Raw genomic sequence first — 21,224 nt, forward strand, 5'->3', positions numbered from 1 at the left:
GGCATAATGCGCAATTTTCTGTCAAATAAACGGAGGTAAGCAAATGAAAAACAACGACCATTTTGGTATCCTGACCGAACGTATGCAAAATTTTCGTGAAGAGGTTTTAGATGAAAAACCGTATATTGATGCCGAACGAGCTATTCTTGCAACAGAATCCTATAAAGCCAATCTCAACCAGCAAAATGTGATAAAGCGGGCCATCATGCTGCAAAATATTTTAGAAAAAATGACTATCTATATTGAAAATAAAACACTGCTGGCCGGCAACCAGAGTACCAAGAACCGCAATGCTCCAATTTTTCCGGAGTATACGATGGATTTTGTCATTGACGAGCTGGATAAATTTGAAAAACGTGATGGAGATGTGTTCTATATAACAGAAAAAACCAAGGAACAGCTTCGAACTGTTGCACCCTTTTGGAAAAATAACAACTTGCGTGCAAGAGGAGAAGCACTTCTTCCTAATGAGGTAAGTATCTTTATGGAAACGGGTATCTTCGGAATGGAAGGTAAATTAAATGCGGGCGACGCTCATCTGTCCGTAAACTATAGCAAATTGCTTTCCGATGGTTTAGCCGGCTATGAAGAACGCACAAAAAAATTAAAAGCTGAACTTGATCTCACAGACCCTAACAGTATCGATAAATATATATTCTATAAAGCTGTTCTGATTGTCATAGCTTCAATTCGAAATTTTTCTCTCAGATATTCAAAATTGGCTTCAGAACAGGCTGCTAAGGAAACCGATTTACAGCGAAAAGCCGAACTCACGGAAATATCAAGAATTTGCTCTAAAGTACCATATGAACCGGCAGCCTCTTTTCGTGAAGCGATCCAATCCGTATGGTTCATTCAACTTATTCTTCAGATAGAATCGAATGGCCATTCCTTGTCGTATGGTCGCTTTGATCAATATATGTATCCTTTTTTTATAAAAGATATAGACAAAAAACGTATTACAAAAACAGATGTGCTGGAGCTTCTGACCTGTCTCTGGATAAAAACTCTGACCATCAATAAAGTTCGTTCTCAAGCACACACATTCAGTTCAGCCGGAAGTCCTATGTACCAGAATGTGACCATCGGCGGCCAGACGACCGACAAAACTGATGCGGTAAACGAACTTTCCTTTATCGTATTGCAATCAATTGCCCAGACCCGTCTGACACAGCCAAATCTAACAGTACGTTATCATAAAAACCTCAACAAAAATTTTTTTGACGAATGCATTGAAGTTATGAAACTTGGTTTCGGCATGCCCGCATTCAATAATGACGAAATAATTATTCCGTCATTTATTAATTGGGGCGTAAACGAGGATGATGCCTATAATTATAGTGCAATTGGCTGTGTAGAAACTGCCGTCCCCGGAAAATGGGGTTACCGCTGCACAGGTATGTCATATATAAACTTTCCGCGAGTACTTCTTTGCAGTATGAATAATGGCGTTGATATGACCTCCGGTAAAAAATTCACCAAGGGTTATGGTTATTTTACAGAAATGACTTCCTATGAACAATTGCTGTCCTCCTGGGATAAAACAGTCCGTGAAATAACACGTTACAGTGTCATTATTGAAAATGCTATTGATAAAGCCTCCGAACGTGATGTTCCCGATGTTCTTTGCTCACTGCTCACAGATGATTGTATCGGCAGAGGCAAAACAATTAAAGAAGGCGGCGCAATTTACGACTTTATCTCTGGTCTGCAGGTCGGTATTGCCAATATGGCTGATTCATTGGCGGCTATTAAAAAATTAGTTTTCGATGAAAAGAAAATTACAGCCAAGCAGCTTTGGGATGCCATCACAGATAACTTTCAGTCTCCTGACAGCAAAAAAATTCAAGCCATGTTAATTTATGATGCACCTAAATATGGCAACGATATTGATTATGTAGATAATTTGATCGTAGAAGCGTATGATTCATATCTGGATGAAATAAGAAAATATCCTAATACGAGACATGACAGAGGCCCGATTGGCGGCATTCGTTACGGCGGCACATCTTCGATTTCTGCCAATGTCGGGCAGGGTATGGGAACAATGGCAACCCCGGACGGCAGAACAGCCCACGAACCATTGGCTGAAGGCTGCTCCCCCTCCCACAATTCAGATAAAAACGGTCCGACGGCAGTGTTTAAATCCGTAACAAAATTGCCGACGGATAAAATCACCGGCGGTGTTTTATTAAATCAAAAGATGACGCCAATGATGCTGTCTTCCGAAAAAAATAAACAAAAGTTAGAAATGCTTATAAAAACATTTTTCAATCGTTTGCACGGTTATCATGTCCAATACAATATTGTTTCGAAAGAAACATTATTAAATGCGCAGGACCATCCGGAAGATCATAAAGATCTGATAGTCAGAGTTGCCGGCTACAGCGCTTTCTTCAATGATCTGTCCAGAGCAACACAAGATGATATTATTGATAGAACGGAACAATCCTTGTAGCCGGGTTGTTATGTCAGTTATTTTTCTCATCTGCTGAATGTTTTCAATTAATATTCCTTGTTCGTTCAAATCTATGTATTTTTACCTTTATCAAAATTCCAGACATTATCTATTTTATGGGAGCAAAATATCAATTTGCCGTGTTTGCCCCAGACCGGACAATGAAATCCTGCATTGTCCGGTCTGGGGCATTTTATTGTAAAAAATTATTATCTCAAACATATATGAATAAAAAAATGGCACAGCTGCGGTCATGAATACAATTTAATTAATTATTATTTACACTATCGGCTTTATTCTGCTATACTATATTTTACGGAACTTTTACAGCACAAAGCTCTGTTATATTCACCATTTTTAACGAAAAATAAGTTTAATACTGCTTCATAGAAAGAAGGAATGGATATGGCCCAAAATGATTTGCACCATACATGCAGTTTTTGTAAACGCAATATAAAGATCACAAATCAATATGATCTGCCTATTTTTGATCCCCAAACTGGATTTGCCATTTGTAAAAATTGCATAAAGGAAATTTATCAATTAATTAGTGATAATGAAGAAGAAAGTGCAAAAGTTGTCCGTCAGAAATTTATAAACGATTTAGATGCCGTTCTTGATAAAAATAAACCGCATATTATAAAAAATTATCTTGATGAATATATCGTCAATCAGGACCATGCAAAAAAAATTCTATCTGTGGCTGTTTATAATCATTATAAACGAATGAAATGCATGGACAATGGCGATAATGTCGAAATCGAAAAATCGAACGTCATCATGCTCGGTCCTTCCGGCTGCGGTAAAACGGCTTTGCTTTCTCACCTGGCCAAGCTTCTTGATATACCTTTTGCCGTTACAGATGCATCAAGTTTGACCGAAGCCGGTTTTGTGGGCGCTGACGTTGAAGTTGCCGTGAGAAATCTTTATTATGCCGCCGATAAAAACATTGAGAAGACAGAGCATGGCATAATCTATTTAGACGAATTTGACAAGATCGCCCGAAAATCCGGTGAAAACAACTCCATAACAGCCGATCCCGGGCATGAAGGCGTTCAGCAGGCTTTACTCAAAATGCTTGAGGGCAGTGTAGTGGAATTTACGGCAAGAGGGCAGCGCAAACATCCAGAAGCCCCAACTACAAAAGTAGACACTACTAATATACTCTTCATAGTCGGCGGCGCTTTTGTGGGCATCGACAAACTTATAGAAAAACGTTTGAAAAAGGACGATTCAGCTATCGGCTTCGGTGCTCAGGTTCAAAATAAAAATAAAGAACCAAAGTATGATGAGCTTATCAGAAAAGTAACCCCGGAAGATCTTATGAAATTCGGTATCATTCCGGAAATAATCGGACGGTTGCCTATTATCTGCACATTGGAAACACTCGACGAAAATGCGCTCCTGCGTATATTGACCGAACCGAAAAACGCACCTGTCAAACAATACGAAAAATTAATGTCTGTCGATAATGTAGAGCTCGATTTCACAGAAGAAGCCCTGCGCGCAGTAGCCAGAAAAGCTATTGCCAGAAAAACAGGCGCACGCAGTCTTAAGGGAATTCTTGAGGATGCCATGCTTGATCTCATGTATGAGCTGCCAAAATCAAAACTTCACCGCAAGGTCGTTATCAATGCTGATTGTATCGAAAAAAATGAGCAGCCAAAAATAGAAATACTGCCGGACAGCTCCGTTGAAGAGAAGGATAATTTTGCGGGGTGATTGCTAAATGGTTAAGCCGATTCTACTGCTCGGCAGCAGTGATCTGTATGACATCAGTCGGCCAGTCACTGAGACTGAAAATATAAAAAGCTTAATAGAAGACCTGCACGACACATTACAGGACTGGCGGCAAAAAAATAATGCCGGCCGCGCAATAGCGGCCCCGCAGATCGGTATAAAAAAAAGGGTCATTTACATGAATATCGATGAACCGATCATATTCATAAACCCTCGTCTGGAATTCCCGACACCGAAAATGATGGAAATCTGGGATGATTGTATGTCTCTGCCGGGTCTTTATGTTAAAGTGCGCCGATATGAACAATGCAATATCCATTTTACAGATATAGAAGGAAATAAAAAAAATTTTTATCTGCAAGGCAGCTTGTCCGAATTGATCCAACATGAATATGACCATCTAGAAGGCGTGCTGGCAACGATGAGAGCCATCGACAGTAAATCCTTCCGCATGCCGCGCGACTAAAATGCCCCATTTATATTTCTTCACAAAAAAACTGCCCGCCAATAAGTTAGATTCAAAACCTAGCTTAAATCAGCGGGCAGTTTTTCTATGAATTTCTCCTTTTAGAATTGGTCCGCCATATCTGGCATCCCACATTTTATGGCAATGCATAATATTTATATAAACAAACACCATATTATTTCAAAACTTTATCAGCTCTCACCGGTCAGCCCCTCAACGCGCAGCCTCCGAGCGTATCTGCGTATCATAATTGCGCCCCTGCACCATGCGCTGCCGCGATGCATCAAATTCAACATTTATGATGCTTCTTTCAGGCTCATATTCCGTTGTTTTTATATCAGCTATATCAAGTATCGTATGGATCATGTCGTCAGTCATATAGGGTCTGTCAATGGCAGCAGTAACGGATGCCCACTTCTGCGGGTAAGTCCTTTTAAATTCATCTGAAGCCCACATAATCATCGGTACTTCGAGCATATAGTGATTTGGATTTTCTTCTACATGTCCAGAAAAGCCGCTATTGTCATCATATACGGTCTCACCATGATCAGGTAGATAAATAACGATGGCATTCAATGAACGAAACTTATCAATAATGCCGCTGACGATATAATCATTATAGTATAGCGCATTAGCATACTGCGCTAAAACAGTCTTCTTATCATCATCTGCATCCCGGACAATATCTTCCCTGCCGAATTTAGAAAAAGCATATGGGAAGCGCTTATAGTAAAGACTGTGTCCGCCCATCAAATGCAGTACATAAAAATTTTTCCCGGCAGAATTTTTCATCGCCGTGTCAAGCAGCGGAAAAAGATCTTCGTCCAGTGTGCCGTAATCCTCATGTGATTCACGCATGCTGGTAAATTCATGAAAGGCGCTGCGCTTGGCATATAGCAATGCCACATTCCCCCATATACCCGAACTTTCCTGATTGGACAGCCAATTCGTTTTATAACCGGCAGCATTCATCACATCAATAAGATTATTATATTCATACCATGGTTTGTCCGCCTCATAATTGCAAAAGGTGAACAATTCGCGCAATACTCCGACAGTGGTGGCATGCGGGCTGATGCAGTCAGTGAATACAGCCAGCTCATTTTTGGCTCTGAGTTCGTCGAGATTTGGTGTGTCAGGAAGCGAATAGCCATATAGATGCATATGATTCCTATTAGTTGCTTCGCCTAAAATAAAAACAATATTGGGGATGGTACTGTTATTTCCTATTATATCATCGGTCGCGGACATCTCTTGATCAAGATTCTGATATGTTCTTATATTGCTGATCGCTGTCTGAGCTGCAGCATATACACGAACAGCAGGAATATCGAGCAGATTGCTTAATATTAGCGGTTTATAGCAAAGAAGAAGTGAAAAACCGGCAGTAATACCGCTTATAAGTAAAAACACCGGAACAAAGCTTCCCCGTCTGTGTTTTGCGAAAAATCCAGACTGAAAGAATGCCTTTTTTTTCAACAAGTAAGCAGCCGTGAAAAAGAACAGCCAATAAAGCAGCCAACTCCAGTTAATATACATCTTAAAAAATTCAGAAGCTTCATTACTGTTTGTTTCAAGAAGAGCTGTTATAATCCCCGGTCCTACAACAGCATTATATGTATAAATAGAAAAAAGTTCCGCCAGACATAAAGCCCCGCTTATATAAAAGATCAATGAGCCCAGAATTTTCCTGATGCAGCGGCAGGGAACAGCTGCCAGTAATAAAGTAAATGCCAATATTGCCGCAAATAAAAACAAAGCCTCAAGAAGCATGACAAGAAAATTATTTGTCTGCCATAATGACCATCCAACAGACAGATAATTGAATATAAAAATACCAATAATAAAGCCTTCATAGCCACTGAGTTTTTTCAAGATTATCGTAAAAATTTTTTCATTGACTGAGTTCATTTTTTCTCCTTAGTACAGCAGTCTATACCAACATACTTATTTTTCAGAAAAGAAATACACTGCTTGAAATTTATCAATATTATAGCACATACAGCATTACGAACAAGCTCTATATTATATATCCGGACAAATTGCCATTTAATTACATATGACTTTTGCCGGATTCATTTTACATATTTGATATAAATTTTTTCTTGACTTTTTTTTTGTAACTGTATATAATATTTAAGTCGGCAAAAGTATTGGGGTATCGCCAAGTTGGTAAGGCACGGGATTCTGAATCCCGCATTCGTTGGTTCGAGTCCAGCTACCCCAGCCAATTGTAATTTCAGCACCGCATATGCGGTGCTTTTTTTGTATATAAACATATTATTCCAGCGATTTCAATATGCAAATTATTCTTAATTGTTGTCAGAATTTACAACAAAATAATTGATAGTGAATTTAATTTAGTGTATAATTCATATCAGTTAATTATGATTATCAAACAAATATTAATTATTATAATTTTATATGTAATATATTCATGCCAAAAAAACTGCTGATACACCTATGCTCCAGCAGCAATCCTTATTTTTCTATTTATCCTATAAACAGGAGGTTCTTATCGATGCAAAATGTTTTAGTAACTGGTGGTGCAGGTTTTATAGGTTCCCATCTGGTTCCCCACCTTTTAGCTCTGGGACACCAAGTCACCGTCCTTGATGATTTAAGCAACGGAAGAGAAGAAAACATTCCTTCCGAGGCAGAGTTTATCAAAATGGACATCTGCAACGAAAAAATCACCGGGGTTATGCAGAAAAAGAAATTTGATTCAATAATTCATCTGGCAGGTCAGACAGCTGTTTCTGAGTCCTTAAAAGATCCTATTATGGATGAAAAGCTTAATATAGAAGGCATGATAAATATCCTGCGAAGTGCATGCCAAACAGGAGTCGCACGTATAATTTTTTCATCAACTGCTGCAGCTTACGGCAACAATGAAAACCTTCCCTTACGAGAAAGTGCGCTTGCCACGCCATTATCATTTTATGGTCTCAGCAAAGTCACCGCCGAAAAATACATCCGACTTTATCATGACTATTTCGGGATAGATTATATAATATTTCGTTTTGCCAACGTTTATGGTGAACGGCAGGGAGACGGAGGAGAAGGCGGTGTAATAAGTATTTTTGCCAAACAAATTGCCAATGATCAAGATATTGCTGTTTTTGGCGATGGCGGACAAACAAGAGACTTTATTTATGCTGGAGATATATCATCCGGTCTGGGACAGGCTCTTGTGACAGACAATACAAATGATACATATAATTTGAGTACATATACGCAGACAAGCCTGAAACAGCTTATAACACTGTTCGGCAATATCGCGCACAAAAATTTTTCTATAAAATATACCAAAGCGCGCTCCGGTGACATATACCATTCTATGCTGGATAATACCAAGGCTATAGAAAAACTGGACTGGCACATGCATACCTCCTTATCAGAAGGATTAAATAAAACTTTTGCATATTTCAAAAAAGTAAAAGCTGAAGCGCACCAATGCGGTGATATTAAATGAATATTTTAATTGTAGGCGGCTGTGGATTTTTAGGCTCTCATTTTGCTGAAAAACTGCACAAAGAAGGCCATAAAATTTTTATAATAGATACGTGCAAAGATGCATCAGGCTGTGCCTTTACCTTTAAGCCGCAAATTTTACAGTGCAGCGCTGAAGAAAACAGCTGTAAAACTTTTTTCGAATTATATAATTTTGATACAGTTATTTATTCCGTAAATACTGCTAAGATTTCTTATCAGAAAAAATTTTCCGGATTATTAAATATTTTAGAATTATCCCACCGCCATAATATAAAAAAATTCATATTCATATCGGATGCCAAAAGCAGCATGATGATGAAATGCGACAACGATTATGTTTTTCATTGCATCCAGCAGGAGACATATTGCAAAAATTGGACCAAAACCTTCAAAATTCCCGTCATTATAATTAAATTGCCTAATGTATATGGTCCCGGTATGCTTCATAGCGATTACCCTTCAATAATACCTGCGGTTTTTGACGCTCTGTCTTCCGGTGAAAAATTGACAGATGAAAACATATCAGCATATCATCCCCAAAATTATATTTACATAAATGACGCGGCCGAAGTAATAAAAAAGGTTGTTGCCGCAGAGGGACTGCCCCCTGTACTTTGCGCTGAAGATGATTTCAATATATCGGCGGAAGGTTTAAAACATATAATTTCTGCTGTTCTGACAGGGAATGAACCCCAAAAAGGAAAAGATGATTTTACTCCTGTCAGCCCTACAGCAGATACTGAAGCTGCAAAAAAAATTTTAGACATAAAAACCAAATACAGCTTATTTGAAGGAATAAAGCTCACAGGGACTTGGTATAAAGACACCATAATCAAGGATAAAAAAACAATAAAGTCATCCAATTTGCATTCACGATTTAGAACACTGCGTCCATATATGGAAAATTTGATACTTTTTGCCATAGTGTTTTTCATCACCGTTCAGTTGAATATCGTCAATAATTTTGAAGCAATGTCCGGTCTTGACTACAGCCAAATATATATACTTATAATGGGCCTGATTTATGGCAAAAAACAGTCTCTTATTGCTGCATTTTTATCTATGGCACTGTTCCTGTTCAAAATAAATTCAAAGGGTCTGGACGTAATTTCTGTATTTTATAATATAGAATATACCATGCATCTGATAGCATATTTATTCATGGCCGTTTTTACAGGTTATATTACCGACAAACACAATTTTCATTTGCAGGATATGCTCCGCGAGCTGAATAAAATGGACACCAGACAAAAATTTTTAACAAAGGCATATGACGCAGCAATAGCACTGAAAAATAAATTTTACAGTCAAATAGTCAACTCAAGCGACAGCATAGGCTGGCTATACAACTCAGTAAATAAGTTATACAACATTGAAAGCGAAAAAATATATACGTCTGCCGTAGAGGTAGTATCTGAATTGATGGGCACGGAGAATACAGTTGTCGCGACAATTAATAAATCTGCTAATGGCAATATCTTTTTGCGTAGAAAAATAAAAAGAGGCAGCGCAACAGCAGCTTTACCGCTTTCTGCCAAAGTAGCCGATCATGAGTATCTTGATAAAGTAGTGAATAAAAAAGAAACTTTTGTAAATAAAACACTTGAAAAAAATATACCGGATATGGCGGTGCCGGTGATTGTCCGCAATGAGGTGATCGCTGTGATAGGTATATATGCCATTCCTTTTGAATTTTTCTCTCTGCATTATGAAAAAATGATGCGTATCATAAGTATGATGATAGCAGAAGCATTGGATAAGGCATCACAATATGAAAGAGAAACACATGACCAGAAATATATCAAAGACACTGTTATAATGAGAGAAAAGCCTTTTCTTGAAACAGAGAAAATCTTGCGGCAGCGTGGTATTGACAGCTACTATAAGTTTAGAATAGATGAAGTAAACGGCATTGTTCTGAAAAACGGTCTGAAAAATATACAAAAATCGGCCGATTATCTGCAAAAAGCTACCCGAGATGAAGATTATATCGGTATTGCAGGAGAATCTTTGTATATTTTAATGGAGGAACTGCCGACAGATATGCTAGCCACAGTGCAAAAAAGATTTTTAGAAAAAAACATAAAACTATCTCCGGCAGGTAATTGAAATGATAGAAATTATAGCGGGCTTTTTTCTAACAGCACATTTAGCGGCTGCGGCTGCCGTATATTTTATACTATCCAGAAAGAGCAGGCAGAAGGCTTTCTGTATGGGAGCGATAGTTTTATTTATCCCGATAGGCGGACTAATATATTACTGTGCCGAGGTACTGCTGTCCAGACGTTTTACGCAGAAAAATTTCATCAATGTCTATGACTACAGCCTTCAGCGATCGGAAGATACTGACAGAAATATGAACTTCATCGATTATGATGAAGACGCGATCCCCATTCAGGATGTAATTGCCATAAATGGTATCTCAAATAAAAGAGAGATATTGATAAACACAATCCGGCAAAATTTATTGACGGATTACAATACGCTCCTTACTGCGATGCACGATGATGACAGAGAAGTATCTCATTATGCAGTCTCAGTCATAACAAACACTGTCGACCGCATGGAAAATGAGATTTTTAAATTGAATAAGACAATCTACGATGATGACGGTGCTATATCCGCGTCACCCGATGTTTTGAAAAAATATGAAAAAATACTTGCCAATTATATCAAAGTATGCTCTATGGATGAAATAACAGAAAAGAATTTGCTGGAAAAATATGATACTGTATTAAGCAATATATTGGAACGGGCACAGGAACCGCTTTATTTTGAAAAAGCCGTCGCGCTGAAAATGAAACAGAATGATTTATCCAAAGCTGAATATTTCTGTCAGTGGTATGAAAGAGCTTATCCTCTTTCGGAACGGCCTTATATCCTGCTGATAAAATTATATGCCAGCAAAAGAGACCGCGAACAGCTGGAAAGCTCCATAAAAAAGATGAAGGCCCTGCCGTCTGTCATCTCAAGTGATGCGCTCGGCTTGATACGGTATTGGGATACAGGAGACAGCGCCAATGTATAAGAAGAATCTATTTTTGGCTGTTTTAATCATTTTTGCAATGGGGCTTTTTTTTCAATTCAATCGAATGGATGTCCTGCTTCATTTATTTAAAAGCAAAAATGTGACAAATGCCGTAACTGCCTATATCAAAGAACCCGACTCGGCAAAGCGCTTGACGAAGGATCGTTTTTTGATAATCTATGACAATGAAAATGTTTACTCGACGTTTTTAAAGTACAGGCTGCAAACCCAAATAGAACACTATATGAAAAAAGATGCTGATGTCATCACCATAAATGACAGCAGTTCTTTTCCGGCTAAAGATTACAGTGCCGTATTATGGGCTGCGGAGCGTTTTGACAATGAGGTGTTGTGGAACAGTGCAAGACAATATGCTGATAACGGCGGCACGCTGGAAATTATGACAACAGGCGGTATCGAAAATGCCCCTGCTCTTTATGAGCCTTTAGGCATCAGCAATGTAAACGGTTCAGTAACAGCAGCAGGCATCAATATGACCAGCACTTTATTACTGGGTACCAATGGATTCAAAATGGCAGAAGGCGACACCAGCTACAATACATATGCCCTCAATTGTGAACTCCAGCCGGCAGCCAGTGTATATTTCACAAGCACCGACAGCCTGCCGCTTGCCTGGGAAAAAAAGCAGGGCAATGGTAAAATTATCGTATATAACGGCACGGAACTATATGCGAAAAAGAATTTGGGGATTTTAACAGCACTGCTGTCTCAAAGTCAGGATGATTTTTTGTTTCCGGTCAGCGCCACAAAAACTGTATTTATCGATGATTTTCCGGCACCTGTGCCTGATGGAGATTTCAGCAAAATCTATGCTGAATACGGACTGGCAACAGCCGATTTTTACGAACGGATCTGGTGGCCTTACATGCTGGAAACAGCCAAAAAATATGATCTAAAATATACAGGTGCAATAATTGAAACATATAATGATGAAGTAACTGGGGATTTTCGCATATATGATCAGAATGCACGGAGAAACCTTATCAAATACGGCAGAGAACTGTTGAACAGCGGTGGTGAGCTTGGCATCCACGGTTATAACCATCAATCACTCGTAGGTGCAGGATATGGTGTAAGAAAATATCTTGGCTATAATATATGGGAAAATCAAAAAGAAATGGAAAACTCTCTAAGTGAACTTAAGCGATATATAGCTGATGCCTTTCCCGGTTACGAAGTTCATGCGTACATACCACCGTCAAATGTATTCAGTCCTGAGGGAAAGGCTGCTGTTAAGAAGATTTTCCCTTCAATAAAGGCCTATGCATCAATGTATGAGGGAAATTACAGCGCTGAAAAAGTCTATTATCAGGATTTTAAACAAAACGAAGATGGAACCTTCGAATTTCCGCGCTTATCGGCAGGTTATAATCCTGACAGGAGTATGTATTACAGTGCTATAAACGGATTGAATGCCTATGGCATATTCAGCCATTTTGTTCATCCTGATGAGATTTTTTACGAAGAAAATGGTAATAACCGCTTTAGTGATATGGAAAATGGATTTGACCGTTTTATGGAATATTTTACCGATAACTATATATGGCTGCGCAGCACGACACTCAGTGATACCTTAAAATATTTCGGTGATTATCTGTCAATGGATTATAAATATCAAGAAAAAAATAATGTTTTGCACATTGACACATGGAATTACCAGTACGAACCGTCTTATATACTGCGTTCCACCAAAAAAATAAGGCGCTATGAAGGCTGTGATATAACTAAAATTCAGAACGACGCTTACTATATAAAAATAAAGAGCAGTGAAGCTGCCATAACTTTTGACGAGGAATAGTCCGATGAAAATTTGCATTTTGACGGAAGGTAATTATCCATATGTGGTTGGCGGCGTATCAGCATGGATCCATATGCTGATACAGGGCATGCCGGAACATCAGTTTATAATTTATTCAATAGGCGCGGAAGAGAAAGACAGAGGCAAATTCAAATATCAGTTGCCTGACAATGTCATAAAGGTACAGGAAACATTTCTCGACAGCATATTACACTTAAAAGCACCTACTAAAGTAAGGGCAAAGTTAAGCGACGAACAGAAAAAATCCTTGCAGGAGCTGCTGAAGGGTGTAAATAAATTCGATTTCAAAATGCTCTTGAGCATTTTTCGTCAAACAAAAAAAAAGTATACTTTTATGGAAATTTTTATGTGCCAGGATTTCTACGATATTGTTATGACCGTTTATAAAAACAAATTTCCGTACCTGCCCTTTACGGATTATTTCTGGACAATACGTTCCATGCTTCTGCCGTTATTTTATCTGCTGCAGGAAGACTATCCTAAGGCAGATCTTTATCACAGTGTTGCCGCGGGTTATTGCGGTGTCATAGGAGCAATGGCTTCTTTACTGGAAAACAAACCATTTTTATTGACCGAACACGGTATCTATTCAAGAGAAAGAGAGGAAGAAATATTAAAATGCAGCTGGGCTGAGGGCGATTTCAAAAAAGTCTGGATCAAATATTTTTATGCTTTGTCTAATCTATCGTATGAACACGCAGACACAGTGACGACACTTTCAGAGGGAAATCTAAATGTAGAGCTGGCTCTTGGCTGCGACGAAAAAAAAATTCTTATAATACCCAACGGAGCAAAAGTTGACCGTTTCAGCACTGTCACCTCCGATTACAGTGGAAAACGTCCTTTTACAGTCGGCGCTATCGTCCGCATAGTGCCTATAAAAGATATCATCACCATGCTTCGCAGCTTTTATATGCTGAGTCGTGATATTCCCAATGCACGCTTTATCATTATGGGCAACTGTGAAGAAGACCCCGAATATTTTGACTCCTGTAAGAATATGGTAAAAACGCTTAATCTGAGCAGCGTAGAATTTACAGGTGCAGTTGATATCTTGACACGCCTGGATGATATAGATGTACTGGCATTATCCAGTATAAGTGAGGGGCTGCCCTTGGCTATACTGGAAGGAATGGCTTCCAGGAAGCCTTTTGTTTCAACAGATGTAGGCTGCTGCCGTGAACTGCTTTACGGAAGTTACGATGATGACTTGGGCAAGGCGGGAATAATCGTTCCCGTGATGGATTTCAAAGCTATGGCAAAAGGCTTTCTTCTGCTGGCCCAAACCCCTTCACTGCGTCAAAGCATGGGAGAAATTGGCTGTGAGCGAGTGAAAAAATACTATACGTATGAGGAGTTCATAACAAATTTTAAAAATCTTTACAGCAGCTATAATTAAAAAAAATAACTGATATAATCGACTCAGCTTAAAGGCTGCCGGATGAAAAGGAGATAAACAATTGGCTGGAATAGGTTTCGAGTTAAAACGATTATTTGCAGACAAAAGCGTATATGGTTACAGCAAAGCTTTTTCATATACAATCATGGTAACACTTGGTCCTTTTATTCTTATGACAGTGATGATTTTATCCATTCAGCTGATGCTGAAAATATTCGATAAGCCTTTTTATTTATCGGAGCTATACGTTGTTTCCGTTATTTATCCCTTTATCTTTTCTCATATATTTTCCAGCGGCTTCAATATGATCATAACTCGCTATATTTCTGACAAGCTCTACATAAAAAAATATGATGATATAATCCCTTCAATGTATGGTATATTGAGCATAGCTCTTTTTTGCGCTGCCATACCCGGTGCTCTGTTTTTTTATTTTGCCAAAATTGATCTTATCCTGAAATTGTTCACATTTATTTTCTTTATGCAAATGATCATGTTATGGTTGTTAGGTGTCTATCTGAGCGCACTGAAGGATTTTGCCAAAATCGTACGCTGTTACGGTATCGGTATTACCGTGGCAATAGTTCTCAATTTTTTAGCTCTATATATAAATTTCCAGGATACCGTTTCAATGGCAATGATCTGTATGAATACAGGCATACTGTTGATAAATATTTTGCTCTTGTTTGAAATAAAGAAATATTTCACAACATCCAGCAATGACTATTTGGGATTTCTCCCCTATTTTGACAATTATGGCAGTTTATTCACTGCCAATTTATCTGTTACTTTAGGAATGTACATTCCCAATATAATTTTTTGGTTCAGTGAAATGCAGACAGTGGTTTCCGGTACATATATCTATGCTCCGTCATATGATACTGCCACATTTTTTGCATTTATGTCTTCACTGGCAGTAATGGTAATGTTTGTTGTAGTAACCGAAACAAATTTTTATACGAAATATGCACGTTACTTTAATTATATTACAAATAAAGGAAACGCCGCCGATATTGAAACCGCAAAAATCGAAATGATTGGCACGATGTGGCGGGAACTGCGCAATATATTTGAATTTCAACTGGTGATCACGCTTTTGTTCATAGTTGCCGGCAATTATCTTCTCCCGCTGCTTGGCTTGAATTATGAAGCCATATCAATTTATCAAGTTGTCTCTACCGGAGCATACGCTTGTGCCTTAATGCAGATAATCATCATTCTGCTGTTTTATTTTGAAGACAGACGCGGTGCCATGGTACTATGCATATCATTTTTGGCACTTAACATAATTTCCAACTTGGTCAGTCTGCATATGGGACGCACGACCTTTGGCACAGGATTTTTCTTAACCTCCTTTATTATGCTGCCCGCAGCTGTATACAGACTGGATAACTACATGCAAAATATAGACTATTACATATTTTGTAAAAGGCCGGTATATCACAACCGGGACAATGGTATATTTACTATCATTTATGAAAAGCTTATCTGCGGTAAAAGGGAAGGTGTTATCGTTGAACAACCACAAAAAGGCTGATGTAAAAACTGCCTCTTCGATTTTATATAGGAAGATGCGAAGCTCAATCTTCTACGCGATCATACCGTTAGGATTATTTTTACCGGCCGGCAGCGCATCTGCCGCAGGAAATCCAGGCGCTGTATCTGCTGTGGATGAAAGTGAAGACACTATAGACAGCATTCAAAATGAGGCACAGTCAGTAACTGACAGAAAAAATAATGAAGCTGCTCTGCAAAGCACACAAAAAGATTTACAGCAAACTGAACTGGATATTACTTCCACTCAATCATCCTTAGCAGATAATTCTGTGAATATCACACAAGGACAGGCAGATTTAACTGCCATCCAAAAAAATCTTCAGACAGCTGTGCAGCAAGAAGATACTGCCTATGACAATTTTTTAAAAGCCTATGCAAAAGCGCTTTCCGCCGTTGATGAAGCAACCGCATTACAAACAGAACTTATCCGTTATCAGGCAGAATATGAAGCAACCGTGTCATATGAAAATCATATCAACAGCATTTCATCCGTGTCCTCAAACAACACTACGGCTATAGCGGGTCGTGCAGAAGAGGGAAACGGCAGCGTACCATCAGAAATAGAGGCTAAACTGAAGGAATATAATTATGATGAAAATTATCTTGATACAATAAATAAACAGCTTTATGGCGGTCAATCTCAAGCCGACAGCGGCAGCACTGTCCAAGATGAAAGTGAAGAGAATGATGCTGTTCAGGAACAGGCAGCAGCCGATGCCGCATCCCGTACTGCACAGGCAGAAAGCGAACTTGAAAATGCGCAGGGCCGCATGGACGAATTGCAGGATATCATCGCTGCAAGCGACGACGCCAAAACCGACTGGGATGATGCCCAAAAAGACGTTGCTGAACTTACAAAAGACGAATCAGAACAAAATGAATATTTGGCTGCTCTTTTGCAGGATCAACATGAACTGACAGGATATCTTACCGAATACACAGAAAACAGGAAGAATCTTGCCGATGATATCCTCTCCATAAAAGAACTGCTTAATCCCTATCAAAATTACAGCAGTTTGCAAACTTCGGCCAAATTTTACACATGGCACGACGGCACCGGCCACAAGGGAAAACAATATATTAATCGGACAGATTACAGCGCAGCCATAGGAAAGTTTGAATTTGGTCTCAGCGGAGGAACTTTCAGATCAAATAATGAAAGCAGCAATAACGGCAGTGCCGGCGGTCTCCTCGATACAGACCTGCACATGGGCATCCGCAATTTTAGTGAAATAAATCAAGTTACCTACAATATGGATATAAACATCCCTACAGGAAAAAACAATCTGCGAAGCACTACTGCAATGTCAACTGATCTTGTCCCTTATGACAGATTCGGTGACGGTTGGCAGATCACTCCCTCCATACGTGTCAAACACAAAGTCAATGATATAAATTATATACTCTATGGCGGCGGTATAAATTTCAAGGGAAGTTATAATTACAACAACACCAGCATCAATCCCGGCACAGAATTTACAGGAAATATCGGCTGGCTGCATGCAGCCGAAGGAGAGCAATTTTTATCTCAGATGTTTTTCAACAAATCCGCCAGAAGTCAGGACGGTGACCTCTCCTATAGGGACGGCAGCAGTATTGAATGGCGCAATACATATAACAAACAATTGACGAAAAATTATAACTGGCCATCATATGTTTGGCTGGCTTACAGCGCCAAACCGGACTATTATGATGACACAACTGCATCCGGCAGCCAGACACGTATCTTTTACGGCACAGGCATAGAGAAAAAACTTTCCGCTAAAGAAAAGTTACGCTTGATGTTTCACGGTATGCACAGCATAGGCAGCGATTATGATCCTGTCACACAACTGGCCTTCTCAGGCAGAGACAGATATTCTCTGAAACTGTCATATAATAAGATCCTCAATGACAAAAACAGTTATTCTGTCTCATTAGAAGATTTTTATATGAAAGACAGCGGCAACAGCACACAATCATACAAAGGTATAAATTTAATGTTCAGCTATAACAGGAACTTTTAGGAGGAACGGATATGAAAAGAAAATTTTTTATCTGTATAATGTTACTTTCGCTGACGATCCCTTTCACAGAATGCAAAGCAAATGATGCAGCAGAAAATTCTCCGTATTTTTACAGAACAAAAATGATTGATTTCATTAGCGATATATCTTCTTACGCTAAAAACCAAAAACATGACTTTGGTTTTATCACCAATAACGGCCTGGAACTTTATCAGAGCAGCGAAGTGCCTGCCGGCTACGCCGGGCAGCTTCTGGGTGCGGCAAACGGCGCACTGATAGAAGGTTCTCAATACACATGGGATGACAATCACAACGGCGGTGTACAGACGTCTGTCGAAACAAAAAAATACATAACTGATTCTATTGCTGTTCTTCACAGCAATAGTAAGCTCATCCTTTCTGTCGATTACTGCGGAGATGATAAACAAAACGCATTGACAGCAATAGAAAAAAATAATGCGGAACATATCGTCACATTCCCCGCACGATATAAAGAGCTGACCTCTCTGGAATACGGCAGCCTGGAAAAAAACGACAAAAATCGTGATATAAATACACTGAATACCGTCAAGTCCTTCATCATTCTGCTCAACCCTGAAAAATTTACTGATAAAGCAGATTACCTGTCAAAATTAAAAACATCTTCTGCAGATCTTCTAATAATCGATTTATACTATAATGGCAGTCCGTTATCCTCAGAAGACTTAAATTATCTCAAAACAAAAACCGACGGCCATAGACGTCTTGTGTATTCATATATGAGTATAGGTGAGGCAGAAGACTACAGATACTACTGGCAGACACAATGGAATGAGGAACTTCCTGACTGGATAGTCACTAAGAACGACCAATGGCAGGGTAATTATCCTGTAAAATATTGGCGTAAGGAATGGCAGAAAATTATTTACGGTACCAAAAACGCTTATCTTGATAAAATCATATCTGCCGGTTTCGACGGAGCTTTTCTGGACATAGTGGACGGCTATCAAAACTTTGAATGAAATAATCGCAAAGATTCCCTAAAGCATATTTTTTGTTAGCCTGCAAATCATTCTATATTTCCGGAACTGCCGGCAGAATTCGCCAGCGTGCTTTGCAATGACGGAAAAGGATATTTTTCTTCATTCATTCTTTTTATACTTTCATTTAATCAATGTTTTCTTTACATTACTGATATAAAATGGTATGTTTAATAACACATTGGTAACTTGATTTGAGAACGCGCATAAAAAGGAGTCGATGAATAAATGATTGCACAAGAACAATGGTATAAATACCTGCAGTTGTTGTCTGAAAAATATCCGACCCGTCAATCTGTCTACGCTGAGCTTATTCATTTAAACGGTGTTTTGAGTCTGCCAAAACCGACTGAACATTTCATGAGTGATCTGCACGGTGAATATGAATCGTTTTTTCATATATTGAATAATTGTTCCGGCGTAATAAAAGAAAAAGTAGACAAAGTTTTTACAGAAAAAATGTCTGATGAAGAGAAGGCAGATTTTTGTACTCTTATATATTATCCGCTGGAAAAATTAACGACATTGAAAAAGAAAAATTTACTTTCTCCCGAATATTATAAAAAGACTATTTTAAATCTTCTTGATTTATCAAAATTTATGTCATATAAATATCAACCCCGCGAAATCAATAATGCTATTCCTGAAGGCTATGGTTCAATAATCGACGAGCTGCTGCGCGGCCGGCCGGATGCCGATTATGTGCCCCGTGTTTATCGGCAGAAAATGCTTGATACACTTATCAGTATAGGCAGCGGCGATGATTTTATCTTTGCCTTTACTGTATTAATCAAAAGACTGGCCGTGGCCCGACTTCACATTGTGGGTGATTTTTTTGATCGCGGCAAACGTCCTGATGCTATTTTGAATATGCTGATGGAACACCACAGTATCGATATCCAATGGGGAAATCATGATGTTCTTTGGATGGGAGCCGCTTGCGGCAGTGAAACCTGCATCGCAGAGGTCGTACGCATAACATTGAAATACAATAACATTGAGGTTCTTGAAAGAGGTTATGCTATAAGTGTCCGCCCTCTTTTTTTGTTTGCGGCAAGAATGTATCCCCATGACAACCCCATCGAAGCGGCTCAAAAGGCAATAGCTGTTATTCTTTTCAAGCAGGAGGCCGCTATCATCAAAAGGAATCCGGATTTTGCTATGCAAGAACGCCTTCTTTTGCATAAAATAAATTATAAGGAACATTTTTTTCTTTCTCATAAGAAAGAATATGAAATGCAGACTGACTATTTCCCAACAATAGATCCGTCTGCTCCCTTCAGCTTAACCGAAGAAGAATACGAGATCATAAGAGGTCTCCAGTCATCTTTCATAGAAAGCAGACAACTGCAGCGGCATATTCAGTTTCTTTACAAAAAGGGCAGTCTGTACAAATGTTATAATGGGAATTTACTGTTCCATGGATGTGTTCCTGTTGATGATGAAGGCCGCTTCAGAAGTATTCATTTAGAAGGAAAAAATTACAGCGGCAGAGCCTATTTGGATTATGTGGAACAAAAAATACGGCAAGCCTATTTTGGTGAAAAAGATCAATTCACTATAGACTTTATGTGGTATTTATGGTGCGGAATAAATTCACCCGTCTCCGGACGGGAAATGAAAACATTCGAACGTATTTTTGTAAAGGATAAAAGTCTTTGGGAAGAACCATCCGACGCTTATTTTCGCTATTATGACAAAGATTGGTTTTGTGAACAATTATTGCAGGAATTTGGCTTGGATCCGAATCACGGACATATTATCAACGGACATGTACCGATAAAGGTAAAGGACGGTGAGACTCCTATAAAAGCAAAGGGAAAAGCTATTGTTATCGACGGCGGCTTCTGCCGGGCTTATCACAAAAAAACAGGCATCGCAGGATTTACACTTGTTTCAAATTCCCGCGGATTGAGATTGATAGAGCATCGTGATTTTACAAACGTAAAAGCCGCTATTATGAATAATAAAGATATCGAATCAGTATCTGAATCAGTTGAGGTGCAAAGCTATCAGACAACCATCGCCGATACTGAAGAAGGTGAAAAAATCCAGGAACAGATAAACGATTTGTATCATTTGATGCTGCTCTATAAAAACGGGATATTAAAACCATTGGAATAAGAATATTCTATATAGCTATTTTTCCATTTCTGTATTAAAATTAAGATAGTTTTAATATCTGCCGGCACAGCTTCGCAGATATCTTAGTGTAA

At 38.8% G+C, this 21,224-nt stretch carries 13 protein-coding genes and 1 tRNA gene; 13 read left to right on the plus strand and 1 reads right to left on the minus strand.

The window, feature by feature from the left end; genetic code table 11:
• Positions 1-43 precede the first annotated feature (43 nt).
• The 3 genes from I6758_RS13135 (at position 44) to I6758_RS13145 (ending at position 4,664) form a co-directional block, all read left to right on the plus strand.
• Positions 44-2,458 (plus strand): glycyl radical protein, encoded by a 2,415-nt coding sequence (locus tag I6758_RS13135; protein ID WP_196605694.1) that lies wholly within the window; start codon positions 44-46, stop codon positions 2,456-2,458.
• 405 nt (positions 2,459-2,863) lie between these two features.
• The gene (gene clpX, locus I6758_RS13140; RefSeq protein ID WP_196605695.1) at positions 2,864-4,180 is read left to right on the plus strand and encodes an ATP-dependent Clp protease ATP-binding subunit ClpX; all 1,317 of its coding nucleotides are present in this window, start codon (positions 2,864-2,866) and stop codon (positions 4,178-4,180) included.
• A 7-nt stretch (positions 4,181-4,187) separates the two neighbouring features.
• Positions 4,188-4,664: a peptide deformylase gene (locus I6758_RS13145; protein WP_196605696.1), complete on the plus strand. Its 477-nt coding sequence runs from the start codon at positions 4,188-4,190 to the stop codon at positions 4,662-4,664.
• A gap of 213 nt (positions 4,665-4,877) precedes the next feature.
• Here the strand turns inward: I6758_RS13145 and I6758_RS13150 are convergent, their stop codons facing one another.
• Positions 4,878-6,575, minus strand: a complete 1,698-nt coding sequence (locus I6758_RS13150; protein WP_196605697.1) for a phosphoethanolamine transferase — start codon at positions 6,573-6,575, stop codon at positions 4,878-4,880.
• Positions 6,576-6,818: 243 nt separating this feature from the next.
• Here I6758_RS13150 and I6758_RS13155 point away from each other — a divergent pair.
• The 10 genes from I6758_RS13155 to I6758_RS13200 all read left to right on the plus strand — a co-directional run bounded on the left by I6758_RS13155 (position 6,819) and on the right by I6758_RS13200 (position 21,132).
• Positions 6,819-6,894: transfer RNA gene (locus I6758_RS13155), tRNA-Gln, on the plus strand.
• 291 nt (positions 6,895-7,185) lie between these two features.
• Entirely contained in the window at positions 7,186-8,139 is a 954-nt protein-coding gene (locus tag I6758_RS13160) for an NAD-dependent epimerase/dehydratase family protein (RefSeq protein ID WP_196605698.1), read from the plus strand.
• Positions 8,136-10,268, plus strand: a complete 2,133-nt coding sequence (locus I6758_RS13165; RefSeq protein ID WP_196605699.1) for an NAD-dependent epimerase/dehydratase family protein — start codon at positions 8,136-8,138, stop codon at positions 10,266-10,268. Before I6758_RS13160 ends, I6758_RS13165 begins: the two co-directional genes overlap by 4 nt.
• A gap of 1 nt (position 10,269) precedes the next feature.
• Positions 10,270-11,187: a hypothetical protein gene (locus I6758_RS13170; protein ID WP_196605700.1), complete on the plus strand. Its 918-nt coding sequence runs from the start codon at positions 10,270-10,272 to the stop codon at positions 11,185-11,187.
• A complete protein-coding gene (locus I6758_RS13175) occupies positions 11,180-13,006 on the plus strand; it encodes a DUF2194 domain-containing protein (RefSeq protein ID WP_196605701.1) in 1,827 nt (608 codons plus the stop codon). The genes I6758_RS13170 and I6758_RS13175 overlap by 8 nt, the downstream gene beginning before the upstream one ends.
• Before the next feature lie 4 nt (positions 13,007-13,010).
• Positions 13,011-14,426: a GT4 family glycosyltransferase PelF gene (gene pelF / locus I6758_RS13180; protein ID WP_196605702.1), complete on the plus strand. Its 1,416-nt coding sequence runs from the start codon at positions 13,011-13,013 to the stop codon at positions 14,424-14,426.
• Between the two features lie 61 nt (positions 14,427-14,487).
• Complete coding sequence (gene pelG, locus I6758_RS13185; RefSeq protein ID WP_196605703.1) at positions 14,488-15,963, plus strand: exopolysaccharide Pel transporter PelG; 1,476 nt, start codon at positions 14,488-14,490, stop codon at positions 15,961-15,963.
• Entirely contained in the window at positions 15,941-17,989 is a 2,049-nt protein-coding gene (locus I6758_RS13190) for a hypothetical protein (RefSeq protein WP_196605704.1), read from the plus strand. The genes pelG and I6758_RS13190 overlap by 23 nt, the downstream gene beginning before the upstream one ends.
• 11 nt (positions 17,990-18,000) lie before the next feature.
• Positions 18,001-18,990 carry an endo alpha-1,4 polygalactosaminidase gene (locus I6758_RS13195; RefSeq protein ID WP_196605705.1) on the plus strand — a complete coding sequence of 330 codons (990 nt, stop codon included), beginning with the start codon at positions 18,001-18,003 and terminating at the stop codon, positions 18,988-18,990.
• A 246-nt stretch (positions 18,991-19,236) separates the two neighbouring features.
• Positions 19,237-21,132 carry a fructose-1,6-bisphosphatase gene (locus I6758_RS13200; protein ID WP_196605706.1) on the plus strand — a complete coding sequence of 632 codons (1,896 nt, stop codon included), beginning with the start codon at positions 19,237-19,239 and terminating at the stop codon, positions 21,130-21,132.
• The last annotated feature ends 92 nt before the right edge of the window (positions 21,133-21,224 follow it).

Origin of the sequence: Pectinatus haikarae, from assembly GCF_015732185.1 — a bacterium.
Lineage (GTDB): Bacteria > Bacillota > Negativicutes > Selenomonadales > Selenomonadaceae > Pectinatus > Pectinatus haikarae.